Below are 17,749 nucleotides of genomic sequence, written 5' to 3' on the forward strand. Positions count from 1 at the left end.
GGTCCACCGTAGCGTGCGCGGGCACGGTGGGTTGACCGGAGCCGGAAGGCGGTCAGCTGCCGGTGCCCGTCCTGCCCCAGTCCGGACCCGCCCTGTCCCATGCCTGATCCCAACGGGCGTACCGGCGAAGGGTCATGCGCCACACGATCAGACGTCTGCCGCTGTCGAGGAGCCCGGCGGTGAGCAGGGCCGCGCCGATACCCGCCAGCACGGCGTGCGTCGTCGCGGTGGCCGAATCCAGCGGGCGGGCGACCATGTCACCGTGCGCGTCCGTCCAGAGCGTGAAGTGGTCGCCCTTGTGCGGTGATTTGAGGGCGGCTATCACCTTGCCGTGATGCGGCGTGCCGTCCGGAGCGATCCAGTCGGCGAGCACACGGCTGTGCGGATCCTGCGCCGACGAGGCCTCGGGATCGGGGTCCAGCGGGGCCCGGTCCGCCTTGCCGACCACGGTGGCCGTCACCTCGTGGCGGGCCAGGTGCTGGTCCCGAACGGCCTGTTGGAGGGCGTCCTGCGCCGTCGCTCCGGTGAGGGCGCCGAGCAGGGGCGCGAGAGCGAGGATCAGCAGGACGGCCAGGAGGGCCAGCCACGCCTCGACCAGATCGGTCGTGCGGCGCAGCGGATTGTGCCGCCAACGCCAGAGTCCGCCGATAACTCGCACCGTCCCGCACCCCCTTTCGCCTCCGTGATAACCCCCGGCGGAGCCGTTCATAGGCGAGCCCCGGGAAAGAGAGAGCGAAATCACCCTTCCCACGGGTCTTTCATGAACTTCTCACGCAGTCTCAACGACCGTGCCCGGGGCCCGGGTTCCCCGCGGGCGGGTCATTCGAGGACCGTGACCGGATCGCCGATCCGCACCGTGCCGGGGGACTCCGGCACCAGGTTCTGTCCGAAGACGAGCTGGGAGCCGAAGCGACGGTGGCGTCCGAGCGTGCGCAGCGGCTCCTTGCCGCGCCGGGCGGTGTCCTGGTCGGTGGTGGTCACGACGCAGCGGCCGCACATCTTGGGCACCCGGAAGCCGACCTCGCCGATGGCGATCCGCCGCCAGCCGTCCTCGGCCCACGCCGTCGTGCCCGCCACCACCACGTTCGGCCGGAAACGGTTCATCGGCAGGGGGCCTTCGTCTGCGTGGTCGCCCCGTGCGATCAAGGAGTTGAGCGCGTCCAGGGAGGCGAGGGTGGTGACCAGCAGGGGGTAGCCGTCGGCGAAGCTGACGGTCTCGCCCGGACGTGCGTAGTCCGGGTCCACGGGCCTGCGTGTGGCGGGATCGTCCATGTGGAGGAGACGGACCTCGGTCCCCAGATAGTCACTGCACCAGGCGTGCGCGCCCGCGTCGGCGAGGACCGCCTCCACCTTGTCGCCGAAGAGGTCCAGCGGCGTCGTGCCGGCCGGCCGGGGCACGAGGACGGTCAGCGGCTCACGGCCGGGCGCGGACAGACGTATGCCGCCGCCGGGCAGCAGCTCGGCGGCGGCCAGTGCCAGCCGTGGTTGCTGACGCTGGGTGACGACCTTTCCCCCGTCGTCGATCAGTACCCAGCGCCGGTCTCCGGCCAGCCCCCAGGGCTCCACGACGGCCTCCCGGAGCGAGAGAGCCCGGAAGGCCTTGACCGGATGGACATGGATCGAGTGCAGCTCCGCATTCCCCATGACTCCATCGTGCCAGCGGGCACCGACATTCCGGTCCGAACGCCGTGGTGCCCGCGTACCTCAGCCTCTCAGTACCCGCGGTACTGCTGGTTGTTGTACGGGTCCTGGTACGGAGCCGGGGCGGGGCGGGGAGCCGCGGGGCGCATCGCCTCGTAGCCGGTGCCGGCCGCCATCGGGCGCTGCGGCTGCTGCTGGGGTCCCGGGTAGCCGCGCGGGGCGCCGGCCTGCTGCGGGATGTACGGCGCCGGGGCCTGCTGCAGCGGTGCGGGCTGCTGGGCCTGCGGGTAGCCGCCGTACATGGGGGCCTGCTGCGAGGGCCCGGCGGGCAGGGCGGGAAGCGCCGAGGGGAGCGCGGGAAGGTAGCTGCTGCCCGTGTCGTAGGCGGCGGGAACCCGGATCGGGGCGATCTGGGGAGTGCCCCGCTCGGCGACCAGGGAGTCGTAGATCGGGGTGTCCGGGAAGGACGGCGCGGAGTAGTAACCGCCGCCATAGGTGGAGCGGGGGGAGGTCATGGCACATAAGTTAAGCCCACGATGTGCTGGTTGGGGAGACCGATAAGAGGGTTGTTTTTCGTGTCGGCAGTGACGCGGGATCCCCAATGCGAGCGAACTCGGCAAAAAAGGGCGTCAAACCGGGTTCAGATCGTGTAAAGGCCGAGTTCCGAGGGGGTTACCGGTGGTTGGCCAGCAGTCTTCGAAGCCCCTCGTGCGATCTTCCGCGGCACCTCACAGGAGTTCTCCGCCTCGGGGGAATAGGTTGGTCGGGAAAAGGCCCGAGGGACGGCCCGAGGCGCGGCCTGGCGCGGTGACACGTGATGGGGGCGGACATGACAATGCCTAAAGGTTCGAATGTTCCTGTGCCGACGCGTGCGTTGCGCGTCGAAATGGGGTGGCGTTCGGGGCCCGGGGTGCCCGACGCGGATGCCTCCGCACTGTTGCTGGTCTCCGGAAAGGTCCGCTCCGACGGCGACTTCGTGTTCTACAACCAGCCGGCACACCCCTCCGGCGCCGTGCGGCACGAGGGCAAGCGGGGCGACGGCGGTCAGGTGACCGACACACTGTTCGTCGACCTCGCGCGCGTGGAGGGCGCGATCGAGACCGTGGTGCTGGCCGCCTCCGCGGACGGCGGCACCTTCGGGCAGGTGCCCGGTCTGTACATCCGCGTGCTCGACGCGGGGCAGGGCACGGAGATCGCGCGCTTCGACAGCAAGGACGCGACCGTCGAGACCGCCTTCGTGCTCGGCGAGTTCTACCGGCGGCAGGGTGCCTGGAAGTTCCGCGCGGTCGGACAGGGCTACAGCAGCGGACTGGAAGGGCTGGCGAAGGACTACGGAATCACGGTGGACGAGCCGCAGCACGCGCCGCCCCCGCCCGCCCCGCCCGCCACCGCGCGGATCGCCCCCGTACCCCATGCCCCCGCATCGCCTGGGTCCACACCCCCCGCCGCCGTGCCGCCCGCGCCCGGTACACGTGTGGCCGGTCCGCCACCGGTCGGGCCGCCGGTGAACATGCCCCCGCCGGTCGCCCCGCCCGTCACCGCCCCGCCCGTCACCGTGTCGCCCCCCACCATGGCTCCGCCGCCCGCCCGGCCCGGGGCCCCGGTCCGCCTCTCCAAGGTCACGCTCACCAAGGAGGCGCCCTCGGTCTCGCTGACCAAGCAGGGCGGCACGTCCGGCGCCATGCGCGTCAACCTCAACTGGCAGGTCCGCAAGCAGTTCTCGGGGTGGGGCAGCAAGCGGGGCCGGGCCGTCGCGGCGCACAGCGACCTCGATCTCGACCTCTGCGCCCTGTACGAGCTCTCCGACGGCCGCAAGGGAGTCGTCCAGGCGCTCGGCAACGCCTTCGGGGCGCTGCACCAACCGCCGTACATCCACCTCGACGGCGACGACCGCACCGGTGCCGTGGCGAGCGGCGAGAACCTCACCGTCAACCTCGACCACAAGCAGAGCTTCCGGCGCATCCTCATCTTCGTCACCATCTACGAAGGGGCGCGTTCGTTCGCCGACCTGCACGCCACGGTCACCCTGCAACCGCTGAACGGTGCCCCCGTCGACTTCTCGCTCGACGAGTGCACCGTGCCCTCGACGGTCTGTGCCCTGGCCCTCATCACCAACAACGGCGGCGACCTGATCGTCCAGCGTGAAGCCCGCTACCTCGTCCCCGAGCGCGGCGTGAGCCCGCAGCGCACGGTGGACCGCGTCTACGGGTGGGGCATGAACTGGACCCCCGGCAGGAAGTGACCCACAGGAAACGATGCGCGGGAAGTGACCGGTCAGCGCTCGTCGAGCGCGGTGTCCGGGCGCGCGTAGGTGCGGCCCTTCCAGGCCGCGCCGCGCCCCCTGTAGTGCTGCACCGCTGAATCGACCGTCATGAGGAGGTACAGGAACGCGGTCACCGGCAGGGACGCGGCGAGCCACAGGGGCTGCCGGTAGTAGCGCAGCATCGGCACATACGTCGCCGTCATCAGCAGCCACGCGAGCCCTCCGGCCGCCGCGATCCCCGTATGCCCGGAGAAGAGACCTGTGAAGAGGGCGACCGGCGGTACCAGGTACACCACGGCGAGGCCGAGGACCGTACCGAGGAGCAGCAGCGGGTTGTGCCGCAGCTGGGCGTACGCGCTGCGCGAGACCATGCGCCACAGGTCGTGCAGCCGGGGATAGGGACGCACGCTGTCGACCCGCTCGGCCAGCCCCAGCCAGATGTGGCCCCCGCTCCCCTTGACCGCCCTCGCGAGCGCCACGTCGTCGATGACGGCGTGCCGGATGGCGTCCGGGATTAGCGCCCGCTCCGCGGCGTCCGCGCGCAGCAGTACGCAGCCGCCCGCCGCGGCCGCCGTCCGTGAGCCCTTCACCGCGATCCACCGGAAGGGATAGAGCTGTGCGAAGAAGTAGACGAAGGCGGGGACGACGAGCCGCTCCCACCCGCTTTCCACCCGCAGCCGGGCCATCTGCGAGACCAGGTCGAAGCCACCGGTGCGCGCCGCGGCGACCAGCGTCCGCAGGCTGTCCGGCGCGTGCGCGATGTCCGCGTCCGTCAGCAGCAGGTATTCGGGGCCACGCGCGCGTGCCAGTCCGATGCCGTGACGCACGGCCCAGAGCTTGCCGGTCCAGCCCGCGGGCGGTTCCCCGGGCGAGCCGACGGTGAGCGGCAGCCCGCCGTGCGTACGGGCCAGTTCGCGGGCCAGCTCCCCGGTGCCGTCCGAGCTGCCGTCGTCGACGAGGAAGACCTCGGCCCGCCCCGGATAGTCCTGGGCGAGCAGCGAGGGCAGGCTCTCGGGCAGCACGGCGGCCTCGTCGCGTGCCGGTACGACGATGCAGACGGACGGCCAGTCGTCCGGTTCCCGACGCGGGGGCAGCCGCAGATCCGTACGCCAGAAGAAGCCCTGGCCGAGCAGCAGCCACAGCCAGGCGGCCAGTGATCCCACGGTGATCCACGCGACGGCACTCACCCGCCGCAGTCTGCCCCACCCCGGGGGTCCGCCGAGGCGGATCGTCTATGGTGACCGGGTGAAGATCGCGCTCATGGACTCCGGAATCGGACTGCTCGCTGCTGCCGCCGCGGTACGTCGACTGCGGCCCGACGCCGATCTCGTGCTCTCCTCGGACCCCGGCAGCATGCCCTGGGGACCGCGTACGCCCGAGGATGTGACCGCCCGCGCCCTCGCCGTCGCCGAGGCCGCCGCGCAGCACCGTCCCGACGCCCTGATCGTCGCCTGCAACACCGCCTCCGTACGAGCCCTGCCGGCGCTGCGGGCCCTGCTGGAGCCGCAGGTGCCCGTCATCGGCACGGTCCCGGCGATCAAGCCGGCCGCGGCCGGTGGGGGACCCGTCGCGATCTGGGCCACGCCCGCCACCACCGGCAGCCCCTATCAGCGCGGACTCATCGGCGAGTTCGCCGACGGGGTGTCCGTGACCGAAGTGGCCTGCCCCGGGCTCGCCGACGCCGTGGAGCACGGTGACCAGGAGGGCATCGACGCCGCGATCGCCGCGGCGGCCGAGCGCACCCCCGGCGATGTAAGGGCCGTTGTCCTGGGCTGCACCCATTACGAGCTGGTCGCCGAGCGCATCCGTACGGCCGTGCGGCAGCCCGGCCTCCCGCCGCTCGCGCTGCATGGCTCCGCCGGGGCGGTCGCCGCGCAGGCACTGCGCAGGATCGGCGAGCTCCCGGACCCGGCGGCCCCCGCCGAGGGCTCCCTCACCGTGCTCCTCAGCGGCAGCGAGGGCGGTCTGTCGACGACCGCGCTGGCGTACGAGGAAGGCCGCCTTCTTCAGGCGGTCGTCCCCGCCCGCTGAGCCTGTCGCCGGGCGGAGGCCTCCGAACGGGGACCGCCCGTCACCGCCCGAGCGCCCTGCGTGCGCCGCGCGCCCACCCGGAGCAGCGACCCTCCGCGACCCGGTGCCCGCGGTGCGGAACCTGAGTAGTCTCGTAAACATGAGGGACCATTCCCGCGGCGAAAACTTCTCGCACCCTGATGTCTGGACCGGGCGTGCGACCAATCGCGTCCAGTGGCTGCCCGCCATAGGCGGGGCCGCCTGTATCGCGCTGGGCGTCGAACTGGCCGTCGACTCGACGTGGACGTCGGGTGTCGCGGCGCTCGCCATGTCCGTCGTCGGATGCATCGCGGCGGGACTGCTCATCATGTTCGGCACGCTCGCCTTCGTGCACGTCGCCGTGAAGGTCGACAAGGACTGCCTCGAGGTGCGCTGCGGCCACATCGGTCTGCCCCGCCGACGTATTCCGCTCTCGAGCGTCGTCGGCGCCGACTTCGCCCCCCGGGTCACCCCGCGCCAGTGGGGCGGCTGGGGCTATCGCTGGCGTCCCGACAAGGGCACCGCGGTCATCGTCCGGCGCGGCGAGGGCGTGGTGCTCAGGCTCGGCGACGGACACACGTTCACCATCACGGTGGACAACGCGGAGGCGATGGTCCGGATCATCCGGGACCGGCTGCGACCGGCCACGCCCGGCGCGGTCATCTGACCGTCGCGCGGTTCACGGCTCCAGCCGGTTCCTCAGGGATTGGTCTCCCGCGTTCAGGACGCTCTCCAGGTCCTCGTCGACCAGGGGCTGTGCCGATGCGAGCCCGGCGAGCAGCCCCGCACCCGCCGTCACCGTGGTGAAGCTCAGCGCGTTGCCCAGCGAGGCGATCACGGCCAGCGCCGTGAGGGCCGCGCCCGCCGTCAGCGCGATCGTCGTGGACCGCGGCGAGCGCCACAGTGAATAAAGGACCCAGCAGAAGACCGCGGCGAGCAGCGCGACGCCGACCAGACCCTGCTCGGCCGCCTGCTGCCACGGTGCCGAGTGGGGCTTGCCGTCGGGCAGCAGCGACTGCGTGACCGTCGGGCTGAGTTCTGCGTACCGCCCGGGCCCCACACCCAGGGCGGGATGGTGTCCGGCCAGGTGGAGCGCGTCGCGCCAGAGCAGGATCCGGTGCTCGGTCAGCTGCCCCTCCAGGGAGGCGGTCAGACCGTCCGGAAGCACGTTCTCCGCGATCGCCCAGGTCGTGCCCGCCACCAGCGCCGCGGTGAGAGCGAGACCCCCGAGTCCGAGGGCGCGGCGGCGCACGTGGTCGGCGGCGAGCGAGCACAGCAGCACTCCGGCGCCGGCGGCGCATCCCGTGGTCGAGCCGAGCACCGCCGCGCTCACCACGATCCCGACGGCGAGCAGACGCAGTGCGAGCCGCTGTGCCGGCCTGCGTGCCGCCCAGGCCGCGCAGCACGCCGCACCGGTGGACAGGGCGAGCAGCGCGGCCGTGGCGCCGTCGTGCCCGAGCGGCGCCGTGAGCTGCGGGCCCGGGGTGGTGTGCGCGGCGGTCAGCGCGAGGCCCAGTCCGGCGAGGGCCCCGGCACCCGGCGCCGCGACCGGCAGGAGAGCGCCGAGGATCCGGCCCGAGGCGTACCCGGCGGCCACGGCGAGCACGGCCAGGAGCACGCCCTCGGGCCGCCCCTCGTGCGCGGTCGCCGTGAGCAGGGCCCACGCCGCGCAGGCCCCGAGCACGATCACTCCCGTGGCGTCCGAAACGTTTCGTCTCTCGCCTTCGGCCGCCGAACCGGCCGCGGACCTCATCCCCGTGGACCCCACCCCGTCGCCCCCCGACCCGTGCCGGACCCCGACCGCCACGGCCGCATCCGGCCGCACGTCAGAGGCTCGGGCACACCGTAACGGCTGTTGCGCCGGTTTGTGGATGAGTTGCGCAGGAACGGTGCATCAGGCGGGCATGCGACGGTCTGTGGAGCGGACGGAGCACCCCCGGGCGCCGGGAGGTTCATGGTGCGGACCGTGCTGTCGGCGCCCAGGTCACGCGCCGTACACTCCCCGGGTGACCGCCACCGCAACTTCCGTAGACGAGCCGGATCAGCTCGAACCCCAGGCCGCGCCCGCATCGCGCGGGGCCAGACTGGCTCGGCGATACGCTCCGGCCGCCGCCGCGGCGCTCTCCGGAGTGCTGCTCTACGTCAGTTTCCCACCGCGCACCGTCTCCTGGCTGGCCCTGCCGGCCTTCGCGGTCCTCGGTTGGCTTCTGCGCGGTCGCTCCTGGAAGGCGGGCCTCGGGCTCGGCTATCTGTTCGGCCTCGGCTTCCTGCTGCCGCTGCTCGTGTGGACCGGTGTCGAGGTCGGCCCCGGCCCGTGGCTGGCACTCGTCGCCGTAGAAGCGGTGTACGTGGCGCTCGTCGGCGCGGGCATCACCCTCGTCTCCCGGCTGCCCGGCTGGCCGCTGTGGGCGGCGGCGGTCTGGATCGCGGGCGAGGCGGCACGCGCGCGTGCGCCGTTCGGCGGCTTCCCCTGGGGCAAGATCGCCTTCGGCCAGGCGGACGGCATCTTCCTTCCGCTGGCCGCGGTGGGCGGCACTCCGGTGCTCGGCTTCGCGGTCGTGCTCTGCGGCTTCGGGCTGTACGAGGTCGTACGCCAGGTCGTCGAGGGCCGGCGCACCGGTGCCGTACGCCGAGGGGCCGCCGCGGCGGCGCTGCTCAGCGTGGCCGTCCCCGTGGGCGGGGCGCTCGCCGCGCGGTCGCTGGTGAGCGACAAGGCCGAGAACGGCACGGCGACCGTCGCCGTCATCCAGGGCAATGTGCCGCGTGCGGGGCTCGACTTCAACTCCCAGCGGCGCGCCGTGCTCGACTACCACGCACGGGAGACCGAGCGGCTGGCCGCCGAGGTCAAGGCGGGCAAGGTCGCCCGGCCCGACTTCGTGCTGTGGCCGGAGAACTCCTCCGACGTCGACCCCTTCACCAGCGCCGACGCCCGCCTCGTGATCGACAACGCCGCCAAGGCCATCGGCGCGCCCATCTCGGTCGGCGGCGTCGTCGAGCGCGACGGCAAGCTCTACAACGAGCAGATCCTGTGGGACCCGGTCAAGGGCCCCCTCGACACGTATGACAAGCGACAGGTCCAGCCCTTCGGCGAGTACCTTCCGCTGCGTTCCCTGCTCGGCGCGATCAACAAGAACTGGACCTCGATGGTCCGCCAGGACTTCAGCCGGGGCCACAAGCCGGGCGTGTTCACCATGGACGGCTCCAGGGTCGGACTCGTCACCTGCTACGAGGCCGCCTTCGACTGGGCCGTGCGCAGCACCGTCACCGACGGCGCGCAGCTGATCTCGGTGCCGAGCAACAACGCGACCTTCGACCGCAGCGAGATGACCTACCAGCAGCTCGCCATGTCCCGCGTCCGCGCCGTCGAGCACAGCCGGACCGTCACGGTGCCGGTGACCAGTGGCGTCAGCGCCGTGATCATGCCGGACGGGAGGATCACCCAGCGGACCGGGATGTTCGTGGCGGACTCGCTGGTCCAGAAGGTGCCGCTGCGCTCCTCCGAGACCCCCGCCACGCGGCTCGGCATCCTGCCGGAGATGCTGCTGGTGGCGGTCGCGGTGGGCGGTCTCGGTTGGGCGGGTACGACGGTGGTCCGCGGGCGCCGGAACGGCGCCGTCCCGGGGGATCTTGCCTGACCTCGGCCGGGTGACGGAATCCGGCCGTTAGGGTCGGTCCATGGCTACCCCTGACTTCATCCGCACCGTCCGGGCCTCCGCAGGCCACCAGCTGCTCTGGCTTCCCGGAGTCAGCGCCGTCGTCTTCGACGACGAGGGCAGAGTGCTGCTGGGCCGGCGCAGCGACACCCGGAAGTGGTCGATCATCGGCGGCATTCCGGACCCGGGCGAGCAGCCCGCGGCCTGCGCCGTGCGGGAGGTCTTCGAGGAGACCAACGTGCGCTGTGTCGTCGAGCGCGTGGTGCTGGTCCAGGCCTTGGCACCGGTCACCTACGAGAACGGCGACACCTGCCAGTTCATGGACACCACGTTCCGGTGCCGGGCCGTCGGCGGCGAGGCGCGGGTCAACGACGACGAGTCGCTGGACGTCGGCTGGTTCGCGGTCGACGCCCTGCCCGAGCTGAACGAGTTCGGGATGTTCCGGATCAAGCAGGCCCTGTCGGACGCGCCCACGTGGTTCGACCCCACGACCTGAGCGCGGGCGCACCGGGGAGCGGACGGCTCACAGCCGGATGACGACGAGCGCGGTGTCGTCGTCGGGGCCGCGCCGAGGCGCGGGGACGAGATCGGCGAGCACGGCGTCGGCGAGGGCCTCGGGGCCGAGCAGATGATGGTGTTCGACGCTGTGGGCGAGGCGGTCCAGACCGGCGTAGATGTCCTCGCCCCGGCGCTCGATCAGACCGTCGGTGTAGAGGACGAGGGTGCTGCCGGGACCGTAGCCCACCGTCGCCTCGCAGCGGGGTAGGGAGTCGTCGCCCGCTCCCAGAGGCGGGTCGGTGGCCGAGTCCAGCACCTCGACGGCGCCGTCGCCGTGGGCCAGCAGAGGCGGCGGGTGGCCGGCGCGACTGTAGGTGACGGTCAGGGCGGCGCGGTCGATGACGGTCTGCACGGCGGTCGTCGCGAGCGCGCCGTCGACGGTGTGGGCGTGCGCCGCGAGGGTGGTGAGGGCGGTGGCGGGCCGCCCGGTGGCGCGGATCGCCGTGCTCAGGGCGCTGCGCAGCTGCCCCATGGTCCCGGCCGCCTCCAGACCGTGCCCCACCACGTCACCGACGGCCACGGCCAGCCGCTGCGCGTCGAGGTCGATCAGGTCGTACCAGTCGCCGCACACGTTGAGGAAGCTGGTCGCGGGCCGGTAGCGCACGGCCACCCCGGGCCGGTCCGGCAGCGTCGTACTCGGCAGCATGGCGCGCTGCAGGGTGACGGCGACCTCGTGCGCGCGGGCGTGGGCCCTGCGCAACTCCTCGTTGAGTTCCTCCAGTTCCAGGGAGCGGTTCAGCAGATCGGCGGTCATCGCGTCCTCGGCGGTGAGGGGCACCTCCGGTGCTGCGCCGAGCGCCCGCCGTGCGCGTATCAGCGCGGTGACCTCCTCGACGCGGTGGACGATGAGTGACACCCGGCCGTCGGCGTCGAGGAGAGGGATGTTGACGGTGCTCCAGTAGCGGTCCTCGAACACGCCGGGCCGGTCGGGCACGTCCACGGAGTACCTCTGCAGGGCCATGCTGTCCGGCCCGCCGGTGGCCAGTACCCGCTCCAGCGAGGCGCGCAGCGCCTGAGGACCATTGGCCCGGGGGTCGGAGGGGTTGTCGGGAAACACGTCGAAGACGCACCGGCCGACCAACTCCGCGAGGCTCCGTCCGGAGACCCTCTCGTAGGCCCGATTGGCGTCGACCGCCACCATCTCGGGCGTGAGCAGCAGCACGGGACTGGGCAGGGCCCGGAAGACCTCCGCGTAGTCGATGCCGATGCCCCGGCCGCCTCTTTCGGTCGGCGCATCACTGTCACTCATGTCCCATGTCTACTCCGCCCCCTCGTCCGATGCGACACGGTGACCGTCTCCGGCCCGCCCGCGCGCACGGCTCGTGGCCGGGTTTTCTTGCCGGGCGATGTTCGCAAGGATGATGGAGGATGGATCGCAGAGCCCCCCACAGGGCCGTGCTCACCAAAGAACGAGGTGAGGACATGAACTGTTACGACTGCCTCGGCACCCCCGGTCCCGCGGTCGCCGTATGCATCCGCTGCGGCGCGGCGCTCTGTCGCACGCATGTGCACGAAAGCCACCCGCCGACCCAGGACATCACCGGAACCGGCCGGGCCACCCACGAGAAGCCGGCCCGCCACATCACCTGCGGCTCCTGCCGCGCGGCGGAGACGAGTTGAGTCCGGCAGCGCACCGGCCGCGACCCATGGTGTGAGCCGCGGCGTCCGTCCCACGACCTGAACGTCACCTGAACAGTCACCGCCCCCAGGCATCCCGGTGGGCCGTTCCGCCCTCTTTCCGAGCGAACGGCGAGCACACCGGGAAGGTACGTCCATGGTCAGCACCACCGCAGCGATCCTCGCGTCGGCCCAGCGGACAGGCGGGCGGCTGCTCGCCCGTCCCGGGACGTCCGGCCGCAGCCCGGTGGGGGGACCGGCCCATGCCGGACCCGCGCTGCTCGCGATCCTCACGGTGGCGGCCCTGCTGTTCACCTGGGACATCCAGCACAGTGGCTACCACGCGTTCTACGCGCAGACCGCACGCAGCATGTCCGAGAGCTGGAAGGGCTTCCTGTTCGGCTCCTTCGACCCCGGCAACTCGATCACGATCGACAAACTGCCCGGCTTCCTGTGGCCCCAGGCGCTGTCCGCGCGGATCTTCGGATTCCATCCGTGGGCGCTCACCCTGCCCCAGGCCATCGAGGGCGTGCTCAGCGTCGCCGTCCTGTACCGCGCGGTGCGCCGCTGGGCCGGGGAGAGCGCGGGCCTGCTCGCGGCGGGCGCGTTCGCGCTCACTCCGGCGGTCGCGGGGCTCTTCCGCACGCAGGCCGAGGACCCCGCGTTCACCCTGCTCGTCCTGCTGGCCGCCGACGCCACGCTGCGCGCGGCCCGCGAGGCCCGGCTGCGCCCGCTGCTCGCGGCCGGGATATGGGTCGGCCTGGGCTTCCAGGCCAAGATGCTGGAGGCCTGGGCGGTACTCCCGGCGCTCGGGCTGCTGTACGTGGTCTCGGCACCGGCGGTGCTGCGCCGCCGCCTGACCCACTTGGCCGCCGCCGGTGCGGTGTGCCTGGCGGTCTCGGCCTCATGGGTGCTGCTGGTGACGCTGACCCCGGCCAAGGACCGTCCGTACGTGGACGGGACGACGAACAACTCGGCCATCAGCCAGGTCGTCGGATACAACTTCCTCACCCGCTTCTCCAGCCTCGGCATCGACGCCAAGGACACCGGAAGTGTGGCGGCGCAGACCATGGCGGGCACCGCCCCCACGGTGCCCGGGCACGGACACGCCGCCACGCAGTGGGCCAAGATGGTCGGCCCGTCACTGGCCTCGCAGGTCGGCTGGCTGTACCCGGCGGCCGCGCTCGCCGCGGTGTGCGGTCTGGTGTGGCTGCGCGGCAGGCCGCGTACGGACCCGCTGCGGGCGGGCTTCCTGCTCTGGGCGGTCTGGCTGGCCACGTACTTCCTGGTGTTCAGCGCCGGAGCGGTCGGCGGCCACACGTACTACATGGGTGTCGTGGCCGTACCGCTGGCGGCGCTCTTCGGCGCCGGGACGGTGCAGTTCTGGCGTGCCTGGCGCAAGGGGAGCGGGGCGCGGACGTGGGCGCTGCCCGTCGCCGTGGTGACCACGGTGGCCTGGTCGGCGGTGGTCGCGGGACAGTACCCGACGTTCCTGCCGTGGCTGGCCCCGGCCGCGATCATCCTCGCAGCGGGCGCGCTGGCACTGCTGGCACTGTCCCGTACTGATGGCGCCGAAGGGGCGCGACGGCGCATCGCCGTGCTGGGCCTCGGCCTGGCCGTCGCGGCCATGCTGGGGCCCTCCGCGGCCTGGGCCTCCTCGGTCCTGGACCCCGCGTACGGGCACTCCGGCATGGGCTCCGCCGGGCCGGTGTCCATGTGGCACCACCACAACGCGCGGCAGCGGACCTTCTCCGCACCGCCCGCCGCCCGGAACGCGGGTGGTAAAGCCCCCGAGTCCACCGACGGACTCGACGAGGACCAGCAGCGGCTGCTGGCCTACACCCGGGCCCACCAGGACGGAGCCACCTACCTCTTCGCGACGACCAGTTGGCGGTCCGCCGCCGCGTACATCCTCTACGCGGGCGCCAAGGTGCTTCCCATGGGCGGATTCACCGGGGCCGCGCCCACGCCCACCGGAGCCCAGTTCCGTCACCTCGTCGCCACCGGCCGTCTGCACTACGTCGTCCTCGGCGGCGCGGTGACCGTCCCCGGCCAGACCAACGCCCGCTGGGTGCGAGCCCATTGCGCACGCGTACCGCTCCCGACGTCACACCTCTACCGCTGCTCACCCGGTTCTGCTGCCGTACTGCCCTGACGCGTTCGCGTCGTCAGTCGCGGCCGGTGCCCCGGTAGAGGTCCAGCTCGCCCTCCAGCTCGACGGCGAGGACGGTGGCGTACTCGTCGAGGTCGGCCGCGGCGGGCGCGTCGATCCAGGTCACGCCCGGGACGGCGTCGAGGCCGCCGGTGACGTGGTGGCCCAGTTCGGTGCCGGTGCCCAGGACCGTGACGCGCCTGACCTCGTTGCGCAGGCCGCGCAGCGAGACGTTGTCACGGGGTGCGTCGAAGCAGATCAGGTACAGCGTGCGCCGGTCGGCGGAGAGGGTACTGGGACCGTAGTGGTGCCCGGCGGGCAGCCCGGCGACCGTCCCGTACACCGCGTCCGTGTGCCGTCCGATCCAGGCGCCGAGCCCCTCCAGGCGCTCGATCTGCTCCTCGGGGATGGTCCCGTCCTCGCGGGGCCCGGCTCCGAGCAGCAGATTGCCGCCCATGCCGATCGTCTCCGCGAAGTAGCGCACCAGCTGGCGCACCGACTTGAAGTCGCGGTCCTGCGGCCGGTAGCTCCATGAGTCGTTGATCGTCAGGCACAGCTCCCACGGGCCCTCCGGGGCCTGGAGCGGGGTGCCCTGCTCAGGGGTGGCGTAGTCGCCGTGGCTGAGCATCCGTGCGTTGAGGACGGCGTCGGGGTTGCCCGCGAGGATCAGCTCGGCGAGCTCGTCCGTCCGCCACTGTTCCTCCGTGCGCTCCCACTCGCCGTCGAACCAGAGCAGGTCGGGGCGGAAGCGGTCCATCAGCTCGCCGACCTGGCCGTCGCGGTAGGCGAGGTAGCGCTCCCAGGCGGCCGGGTCCTCCTTGCCGGGCTCGGCATGCGAGTAGGGGCTCGGCGGTTCACCTGGCCTCACGTGCCGGATGCTGGGGTAGTCGGGGTGGTTCCAGTCGGAGTGCGAGTAGTAGAGCCCGACCTTCAGTCCCCGTTCACGCAGCGCGTCGACGAAGCCCGTGACCAGGTCCCGGCCGGCCGGGGTGTCCCGGACGACATCGAGACTGCGGTGGTCGGTGTCCCAGAGGGCGACGCCGTCGTGGTGTTTGGTGGTGAGGACCGCGTACCGGGCGCCGATGCGGGCGAACAGCTCGGCCCAGGCGTTTGGATCGTACTTCGACGCGGTGAAGCCTTCGAGCTGTTTCATGTACTGCTCGTGGGTCATCTCGCCCGTGTAGAACGACCAGGACTCGGCCGCTCCGCCCACGGCGTAGACGCCGTAGTGGATGAAGACGCCCAGCTTGGCGTCGGGAAACCAGGGTCGCATCGGCATGCGCCCACGGTAGGCGGCGGGGCTCGCGGGGCGCGTGGGCTCCGGTCACCATTACTGGTTCGTTTTCACCCTGGTCATCGCCTTGAAGCACCGGCCGACGGGTGGGAAAGGCGCTCCCTTCGCGCCCCGGGCGGGCGGGCACGCGCTTCAACCGGTGGGCGGATCTGCGTACTTGGCGTTATCCGGTGGTACACCGTGGCGGATCTGCGTGTTCAATCAGTGGTATTGCCACACGTACGGACAGTCCCACCCGTCAGGAGGCCCCGTGATCGCCGTTCCCGAACCGGAACTCACCGAACGCGAAGTGATCGAGCGGGCGGTGGCGATGCGGCCCGCGCTGCTCGAACGGCAGCCGGAGACCGAGCGGCTGACGATCTACCCCAAGGACACCCACGAGGACTTCCTGCGCGCCGGTTTCTACCGGATGCTGCAACCGCGCAGATACGGCGGGTACGCCTTCGGCCTGCCGACCTTCTACCGCGTCGTGACCGAGGTCGCGCGCGGCTGCCCCTCCACCGGCTGGGCCCTGTCTCTCACCGCCGCCCATGTCCTCCAGGTCGCCTCGGTCTTCGAGGAGAAGACACAGGACGAACTCTTCGGCGACGAGGGCGACTTCCGGGCCGCCTCCACCGCGACCCCCGTCGGGGTGGCGCGCCCCGACGGCGACGGTCACGTGATCCTCGACGGCACCTGGTCCTACTCCTCCGGCTCCCCGTACTCCACCCACTACGTCGGTCAGACCCTGCGCGCCCCCGACAAGCCGGAGGACCCGCCGGGGCCGCTCGTACTGTTCGTGGCGCCGCGCTCCGCCTGGACCCTGCTCGACGACTGGCAGGGCGTCCTCGGCCTGCGCGGCAGCGGTTCCCACAGCATCCGTCTCGACGAGGCGCGCGTCCCCGCGCACTTCACCCGGGAGGCGAGCCTGCTCGACCTGCCCGTCGAGGGCGGCTCCCTCGGCTCGAAGCTGCACGGCCATCCCATGTACGCGGGGCGCGCGGCGAGCTTCTTCCACGGCGAGCTGGCCGCCCTCATGATCGGTACCGCGTACGCGGCCGCCGACGAGTACGCCCGGATCATTGCCGAACGGCCGCTGGTCCTGGACCCCGGCCGCACCCGCGCCGACCTCCACGACTACCAGCGCCACCTGGGGGAGGCGCTGGCCGCGATCCGCACGGCGGACGCGGCGCTGCGGGCCACCGCCGACGACTGGATGGAGGCCTGCTGTGACAACGTGTCGGGCCGGGCCCCGTTCACCACCGCCGTCGACAACCGGCTCGCGCTCGTCTTCGTCACCGCCGGGCGCCTGGCCTGGGACGCGCTCCAGGGCATCCTCTTCCGCACGGCGGGCTCCCGGCATGCCCGCGACGGCGCGCGCATGCAGCGCTACTTCCGGGACGCCGCCACGATCTGGTCGCACCTCGGCCCCACGATGGCCGAACCGCTCGCCCGCCGCGTCGGCCGCGACCGCCTCGGCCTGCCGTCGGACGACATCCCGCTGATCTCCTGACCCCGCTGACCCCGCCGACCCCGCCGATCTCCTGCATTTCCTGATCTCTTGAGCGCCGGCGGGCGGCTGCGGGGAATGCCCCGGCGGCGAGTGGGTACGCGCGACAGGAGCCGCGCCCGGGGCGAGTCCCGCCCCGGGCGGCCTGTCCGTCACTACCTGGGATCTGCCAATGGATACACCCTCGAACAACCACCACTACCTGCCGACGGCCACGACACCGGCCCAGGAGGCACTGAACGCACTCGCGGAGAACACCGAGAACCCGCTGGCCCTGGACACCCTGGCCGGCAGCGAGGTACTGGTCCCCGTGCCGGACGACGCGAGCGAGGAGGACGTGCGCGATCCCACCGCCGTGGCGCTGCCCGTGCTGGAGCAGCCGGGCGGGGAGCAGGTGGTGCCGGTGTTCACCTCGGAGCCGGCGATGGCCGAACTGCTGCCGTTCGTCTCCCGCTACCGCCTGGTTCCGCTGGGCGCGCTCGCCTCCCAATGGCCGACCGGTGATCTGTCGCTCACCATCGACCCGAGTTCGCCGAACGGCCTGACCCTCACCTCGGAGGGTGTGCGCACCCTGTTGGTCCGGCCACGGGCCTGACCGCCGTCCGGTCCTGGAGACACTTGCCCGGATTGAGGATGCCCCGCGGGTCGAACGCCTCCTTGAGCCGGCGCTGCAACGTGTGGGCCGCGGGCCCCGGTTCGTCCGCCACCCACTGCCGCGTGAGTACGCCCACACCGTGCTCACCGGTCAGCGTGCCGCCCAGCCGCAGGGCCAGCGCGAAGATCTCACCCGCTGCCTCCCAGGCCGCGTCGGGGAGGCGGGGCAGCGACGGGTCCACGACGGTGATCGGGTGGAGGTTCCCGTCCGCCGTGTGCGCGAGGGTGAAGACGGGCACGTCATGGCGTGGGGGGGGGGGCCCCGGGGGGCGCGCCCCCCCCCCCCCCCCGGGGGGGCGCCCCCCGGGGGGGGGGGGGGAGCCGAGCGGCGGCGCGGGCACGGCGGGCGCGGCGGAGCCGGGGGGCGCGGGCCGGGCGC

General features: G+C 72.4%; 18 protein-coding genes (1 of these 18 only partly in view). 9 read left to right on the plus strand and 9 right to left on the minus strand.

Annotation, left to right across the window (positions count from 1 at the left end; translation table 11 throughout):
• Nucleotides 1-52: 52 nt before the first annotated feature.
• The 3 genes from ACFZDJ_RS39200 to ACFZDJ_RS39210 form a co-directional block, all read right to left on the minus strand.
• On the minus strand, nucleotides 53-658 hold the full coding sequence (locus tag ACFZDJ_RS39200) for a hypothetical protein (protein WP_391066249.1): 606 nt from the start codon (nucleotides 656-658) through the stop codon (nucleotides 53-55).
• Between the two features lie 161 nt (nucleotides 659-819).
• The gene (locus ACFZDJ_RS39205) at nucleotides 820-1,644 is read right to left on the minus strand and encodes an MOSC domain-containing protein (RefSeq protein ID WP_384913423.1); all 825 of its coding nucleotides are present in this window, start codon (nucleotides 1,642-1,644) and stop codon (nucleotides 820-822) included.
• Nucleotides 1,645-1,712: 68 nt separating this feature from the next.
• Nucleotides 1,713-2,156, minus strand: a complete 444-nt coding sequence (locus ACFZDJ_RS39210; protein ID WP_075025618.1) for a DUF6643 family protein — start codon at nucleotides 2,154-2,156, stop codon at nucleotides 1,713-1,715.
• 314 nt (nucleotides 2,157-2,470) lie between these two features.
• Here ACFZDJ_RS39210 and ACFZDJ_RS39215 point away from each other — a divergent pair, with 314 nt between their 5' ends.
• The gene (locus ACFZDJ_RS39215) at nucleotides 2,471-3,883 is read left to right on the plus strand and encodes a TerD family protein (RefSeq protein ID WP_390931597.1); all 1,413 of its coding nucleotides are present in this window, start codon (nucleotides 2,471-2,473) and stop codon (nucleotides 3,881-3,883) included.
• A 32-nt stretch (nucleotides 3,884-3,915) separates the two neighbouring features.
• Here ACFZDJ_RS39215 and ACFZDJ_RS39220 read toward each other — a convergent pair whose 3' ends face one another.
• Nucleotides 3,916-5,091 carry a glycosyltransferase gene (locus ACFZDJ_RS39220; protein ID WP_390931598.1) on the minus strand — a complete coding sequence of 392 codons (1,176 nt, stop codon included), beginning with the start codon at nucleotides 5,089-5,091 and terminating at the stop codon, nucleotides 3,916-3,918.
• Between the two features lie 58 nt (nucleotides 5,092-5,149).
• On the opposite strand from ACFZDJ_RS39220, the gene ACFZDJ_RS39225 reads away from it, so the two are divergent.
• Nucleotides 5,150-5,935, plus strand: a complete 786-nt coding sequence (locus ACFZDJ_RS39225; RefSeq protein WP_390931600.1) for an aspartate/glutamate racemase family protein — start codon at nucleotides 5,150-5,152, stop codon at nucleotides 5,933-5,935.
• A gap of 139 nt (nucleotides 5,936-6,074) precedes the next feature.
• A complete protein-coding gene (locus ACFZDJ_RS39230; protein ID WP_168506272.1) occupies nucleotides 6,075-6,620 on the plus strand; it encodes a hypothetical protein in 546 nt (181 codons plus the stop codon).
• A gap of 12 nt (nucleotides 6,621-6,632) precedes the next feature.
• Here ACFZDJ_RS39230 and ACFZDJ_RS39235 read toward each other — a convergent pair whose 3' ends face one another.
• Complete coding sequence (locus ACFZDJ_RS39235) at nucleotides 6,633-7,706, minus strand: O-antigen ligase family protein (protein ID WP_391066254.1); 1,074 nt, start codon at nucleotides 7,704-7,706, stop codon at nucleotides 6,633-6,635.
• Nucleotides 7,707-7,959: 253 nt separating this feature from the next.
• On the opposite strand from ACFZDJ_RS39235, the gene lnt reads away from it, so the two are divergent.
• Both lnt and ACFZDJ_RS39245 read left to right on the plus strand, forming a co-directional pair.
• Nucleotides 7,960-9,588 (plus strand): apolipoprotein N-acyltransferase, encoded by a 1,629-nt coding sequence (gene lnt, locus ACFZDJ_RS39240; RefSeq protein WP_212727878.1) that lies wholly within the window; start codon nucleotides 7,960-7,962, stop codon nucleotides 9,586-9,588.
• Nucleotides 9,589-9,628: 40 nt separating this feature from the next.
• Complete coding sequence (locus ACFZDJ_RS39245) at nucleotides 9,629-10,102, plus strand: NUDIX domain-containing protein (RefSeq protein WP_168506268.1); 474 nt, start codon at nucleotides 9,629-9,631, stop codon at nucleotides 10,100-10,102.
• 27 nt (nucleotides 10,103-10,129) lie between these two features.
• Here the strand turns inward: ACFZDJ_RS39245 and ACFZDJ_RS39250 are convergent, their stop codons facing one another.
• Nucleotides 10,130-11,413, minus strand: coding sequence for a SpoIIE family protein phosphatase (locus tag ACFZDJ_RS39250; protein WP_391066257.1), 1,284 nt, complete (start codon nucleotides 11,411-11,413; stop codon nucleotides 10,130-10,132).
• 119 nt (nucleotides 11,414-11,532) lie between these two features.
• Between ACFZDJ_RS39250 and ACFZDJ_RS39255 the strand changes: the two genes are divergently transcribed.
• Both ACFZDJ_RS39255 and ACFZDJ_RS39260 read left to right on the plus strand, forming a co-directional pair.
• The gene (locus ACFZDJ_RS39255) at nucleotides 11,533-11,784 is read left to right on the plus strand and encodes a DUF2180 family protein (protein WP_385382773.1); all 252 of its coding nucleotides are present in this window, start codon (nucleotides 11,533-11,535) and stop codon (nucleotides 11,782-11,784) included.
• Between the two features lie 154 nt (nucleotides 11,785-11,938).
• On the plus strand, nucleotides 11,939-13,936 hold the full coding sequence (locus tag ACFZDJ_RS39260; RefSeq protein WP_391066260.1) for a glycosyltransferase family 39 protein: 1,998 nt from the start codon (nucleotides 11,939-11,941) through the stop codon (nucleotides 13,934-13,936).
• Between the two features lie 13 nt (nucleotides 13,937-13,949).
• Here ACFZDJ_RS39260 and ACFZDJ_RS39265 read toward each other — a convergent pair whose 3' ends face one another.
• The gene (locus ACFZDJ_RS39265; protein ID WP_384913401.1) at nucleotides 13,950-15,212 is read right to left on the minus strand and encodes an alpha-L-fucosidase; all 1,263 of its coding nucleotides are present in this window, start codon (nucleotides 15,210-15,212) and stop codon (nucleotides 13,950-13,952) included.
• A 265-nt stretch (nucleotides 15,213-15,477) separates the two neighbouring features.
• Between ACFZDJ_RS39265 and ACFZDJ_RS39270 the strand changes: the two genes are divergently transcribed.
• Nucleotides 15,478-16,719 carry an acyl-CoA dehydrogenase family protein gene (locus ACFZDJ_RS39270; protein WP_391066263.1) on the plus strand — a complete coding sequence of 414 codons (1,242 nt, stop codon included), beginning with the start codon at nucleotides 15,478-15,480 and terminating at the stop codon, nucleotides 16,717-16,719.
• A gap of 169 nt (nucleotides 16,720-16,888) precedes the next feature.
• On the plus strand, nucleotides 16,889-17,311 hold the full coding sequence (locus tag ACFZDJ_RS39275) for an SseB family protein (RefSeq protein WP_385382761.1): 423 nt from the start codon (nucleotides 16,889-16,891) through the stop codon (nucleotides 17,309-17,311).
• On the opposite strand, the gene ACFZDJ_RS39280 is transcribed toward ACFZDJ_RS39275, so the two are convergent.
• Together ACFZDJ_RS39280 and ACFZDJ_RS39285 are read right to left on the minus strand one after the other, a co-directional pair.
• Complete coding sequence (locus tag ACFZDJ_RS39280; RefSeq protein ID WP_391066266.1) at nucleotides 17,265-17,609, minus strand: FAD-linked oxidase C-terminal domain-containing protein; 345 nt, start codon at nucleotides 17,607-17,609, stop codon at nucleotides 17,265-17,267. The two genes, ACFZDJ_RS39275 and ACFZDJ_RS39280, sit on opposite strands and share 47 nt — an antisense overlap.
• Before the next feature lies 1 nt (nucleotide 17,610).
• Nucleotides 17,611-17,749: the 3' portion of an FAD-linked oxidase C-terminal domain-containing protein gene (locus tag ACFZDJ_RS39285; RefSeq protein ID WP_391066269.1), read on the minus strand. 356 nt of this gene lie beyond the right edge of the window; only the last 139 of its 495 coding nucleotides appear in the window; its start codon lies off the right edge, out of view — the gene reads right to left on this strand; it ends in the stop codon at nucleotides 17,611-17,613.

Origin of the sequence: Streptomyces sp. NPDC007896 (assembly GCF_042959425.1) — a bacterium.
Lineage (GTDB): Bacteria > Actinomycetota > Actinomycetes > Streptomycetales > Streptomycetaceae > Streptomyces.

Excerpts from the sequence above, each read along its gene's own strand:
- ACFZDJ_RS39205 (WP_384913423.1), bottom strand. The coding sequence starts at position 1,644 with ATGGGGAATGCGGAGCTGCACTCGATCCATGTCCATCCGGTCAAGGCC.
- ACFZDJ_RS39210 (WP_075025618.1), bottom strand. The coding sequence starts at position 2,156 with ATGACCTCCCCCCGCTCCACCTATGGCGGCGGTTACTACTCCGCGCCG.
- ACFZDJ_RS39215 (WP_390931597.1), top strand. The coding sequence starts at position 2,471 with ATGACAATGCCTAAAGGTTCGAATGTTCCTGTGCCGACGCGTGCGTTG.
- ACFZDJ_RS39230 (WP_168506272.1), top strand. The coding sequence starts at position 6,075 with ATGAGGGACCATTCCCGCGGCGAAAACTTCTCGCACCCTGATGTCTGG.
- ACFZDJ_RS39235 (WP_391066254.1), bottom strand. The coding sequence starts at position 7,706 with ATGAGGTCCGCGGCCGGTTCGGCGGCCGAAGGCGAGAGACGAAACGTT.
- ACFZDJ_RS39245 (WP_168506268.1), top strand. The coding sequence starts at position 9,629 with ATGGCTACCCCTGACTTCATCCGCACCGTCCGGGCCTCCGCAGGCCAC.
- ACFZDJ_RS39250 (WP_391066257.1), bottom strand. The coding sequence starts at position 11,413 with ATGAGTGACAGTGATGCGCCGACCGAAAGAGGCGGCCGGGGCATCGGC.
- ACFZDJ_RS39255 (WP_385382773.1), top strand. The coding sequence starts at position 11,533 with ATGGATCGCAGAGCCCCCCACAGGGCCGTGCTCACCAAAGAACGAGGT.
- ACFZDJ_RS39260 (WP_391066260.1), top strand. The coding sequence starts at position 11,939 with ATGGTCAGCACCACCGCAGCGATCCTCGCGTCGGCCCAGCGGACAGGC.
- ACFZDJ_RS39265 (WP_384913401.1), bottom strand. The coding sequence starts at position 15,212 with ATGCCGATGCGACCCTGGTTTCCCGACGCCAAGCTGGGCGTCTTCATC.
- ACFZDJ_RS39275 (WP_385382761.1), top strand. The coding sequence starts at position 16,889 with ATGGATACACCCTCGAACAACCACCACTACCTGCCGACGGCCACGACA.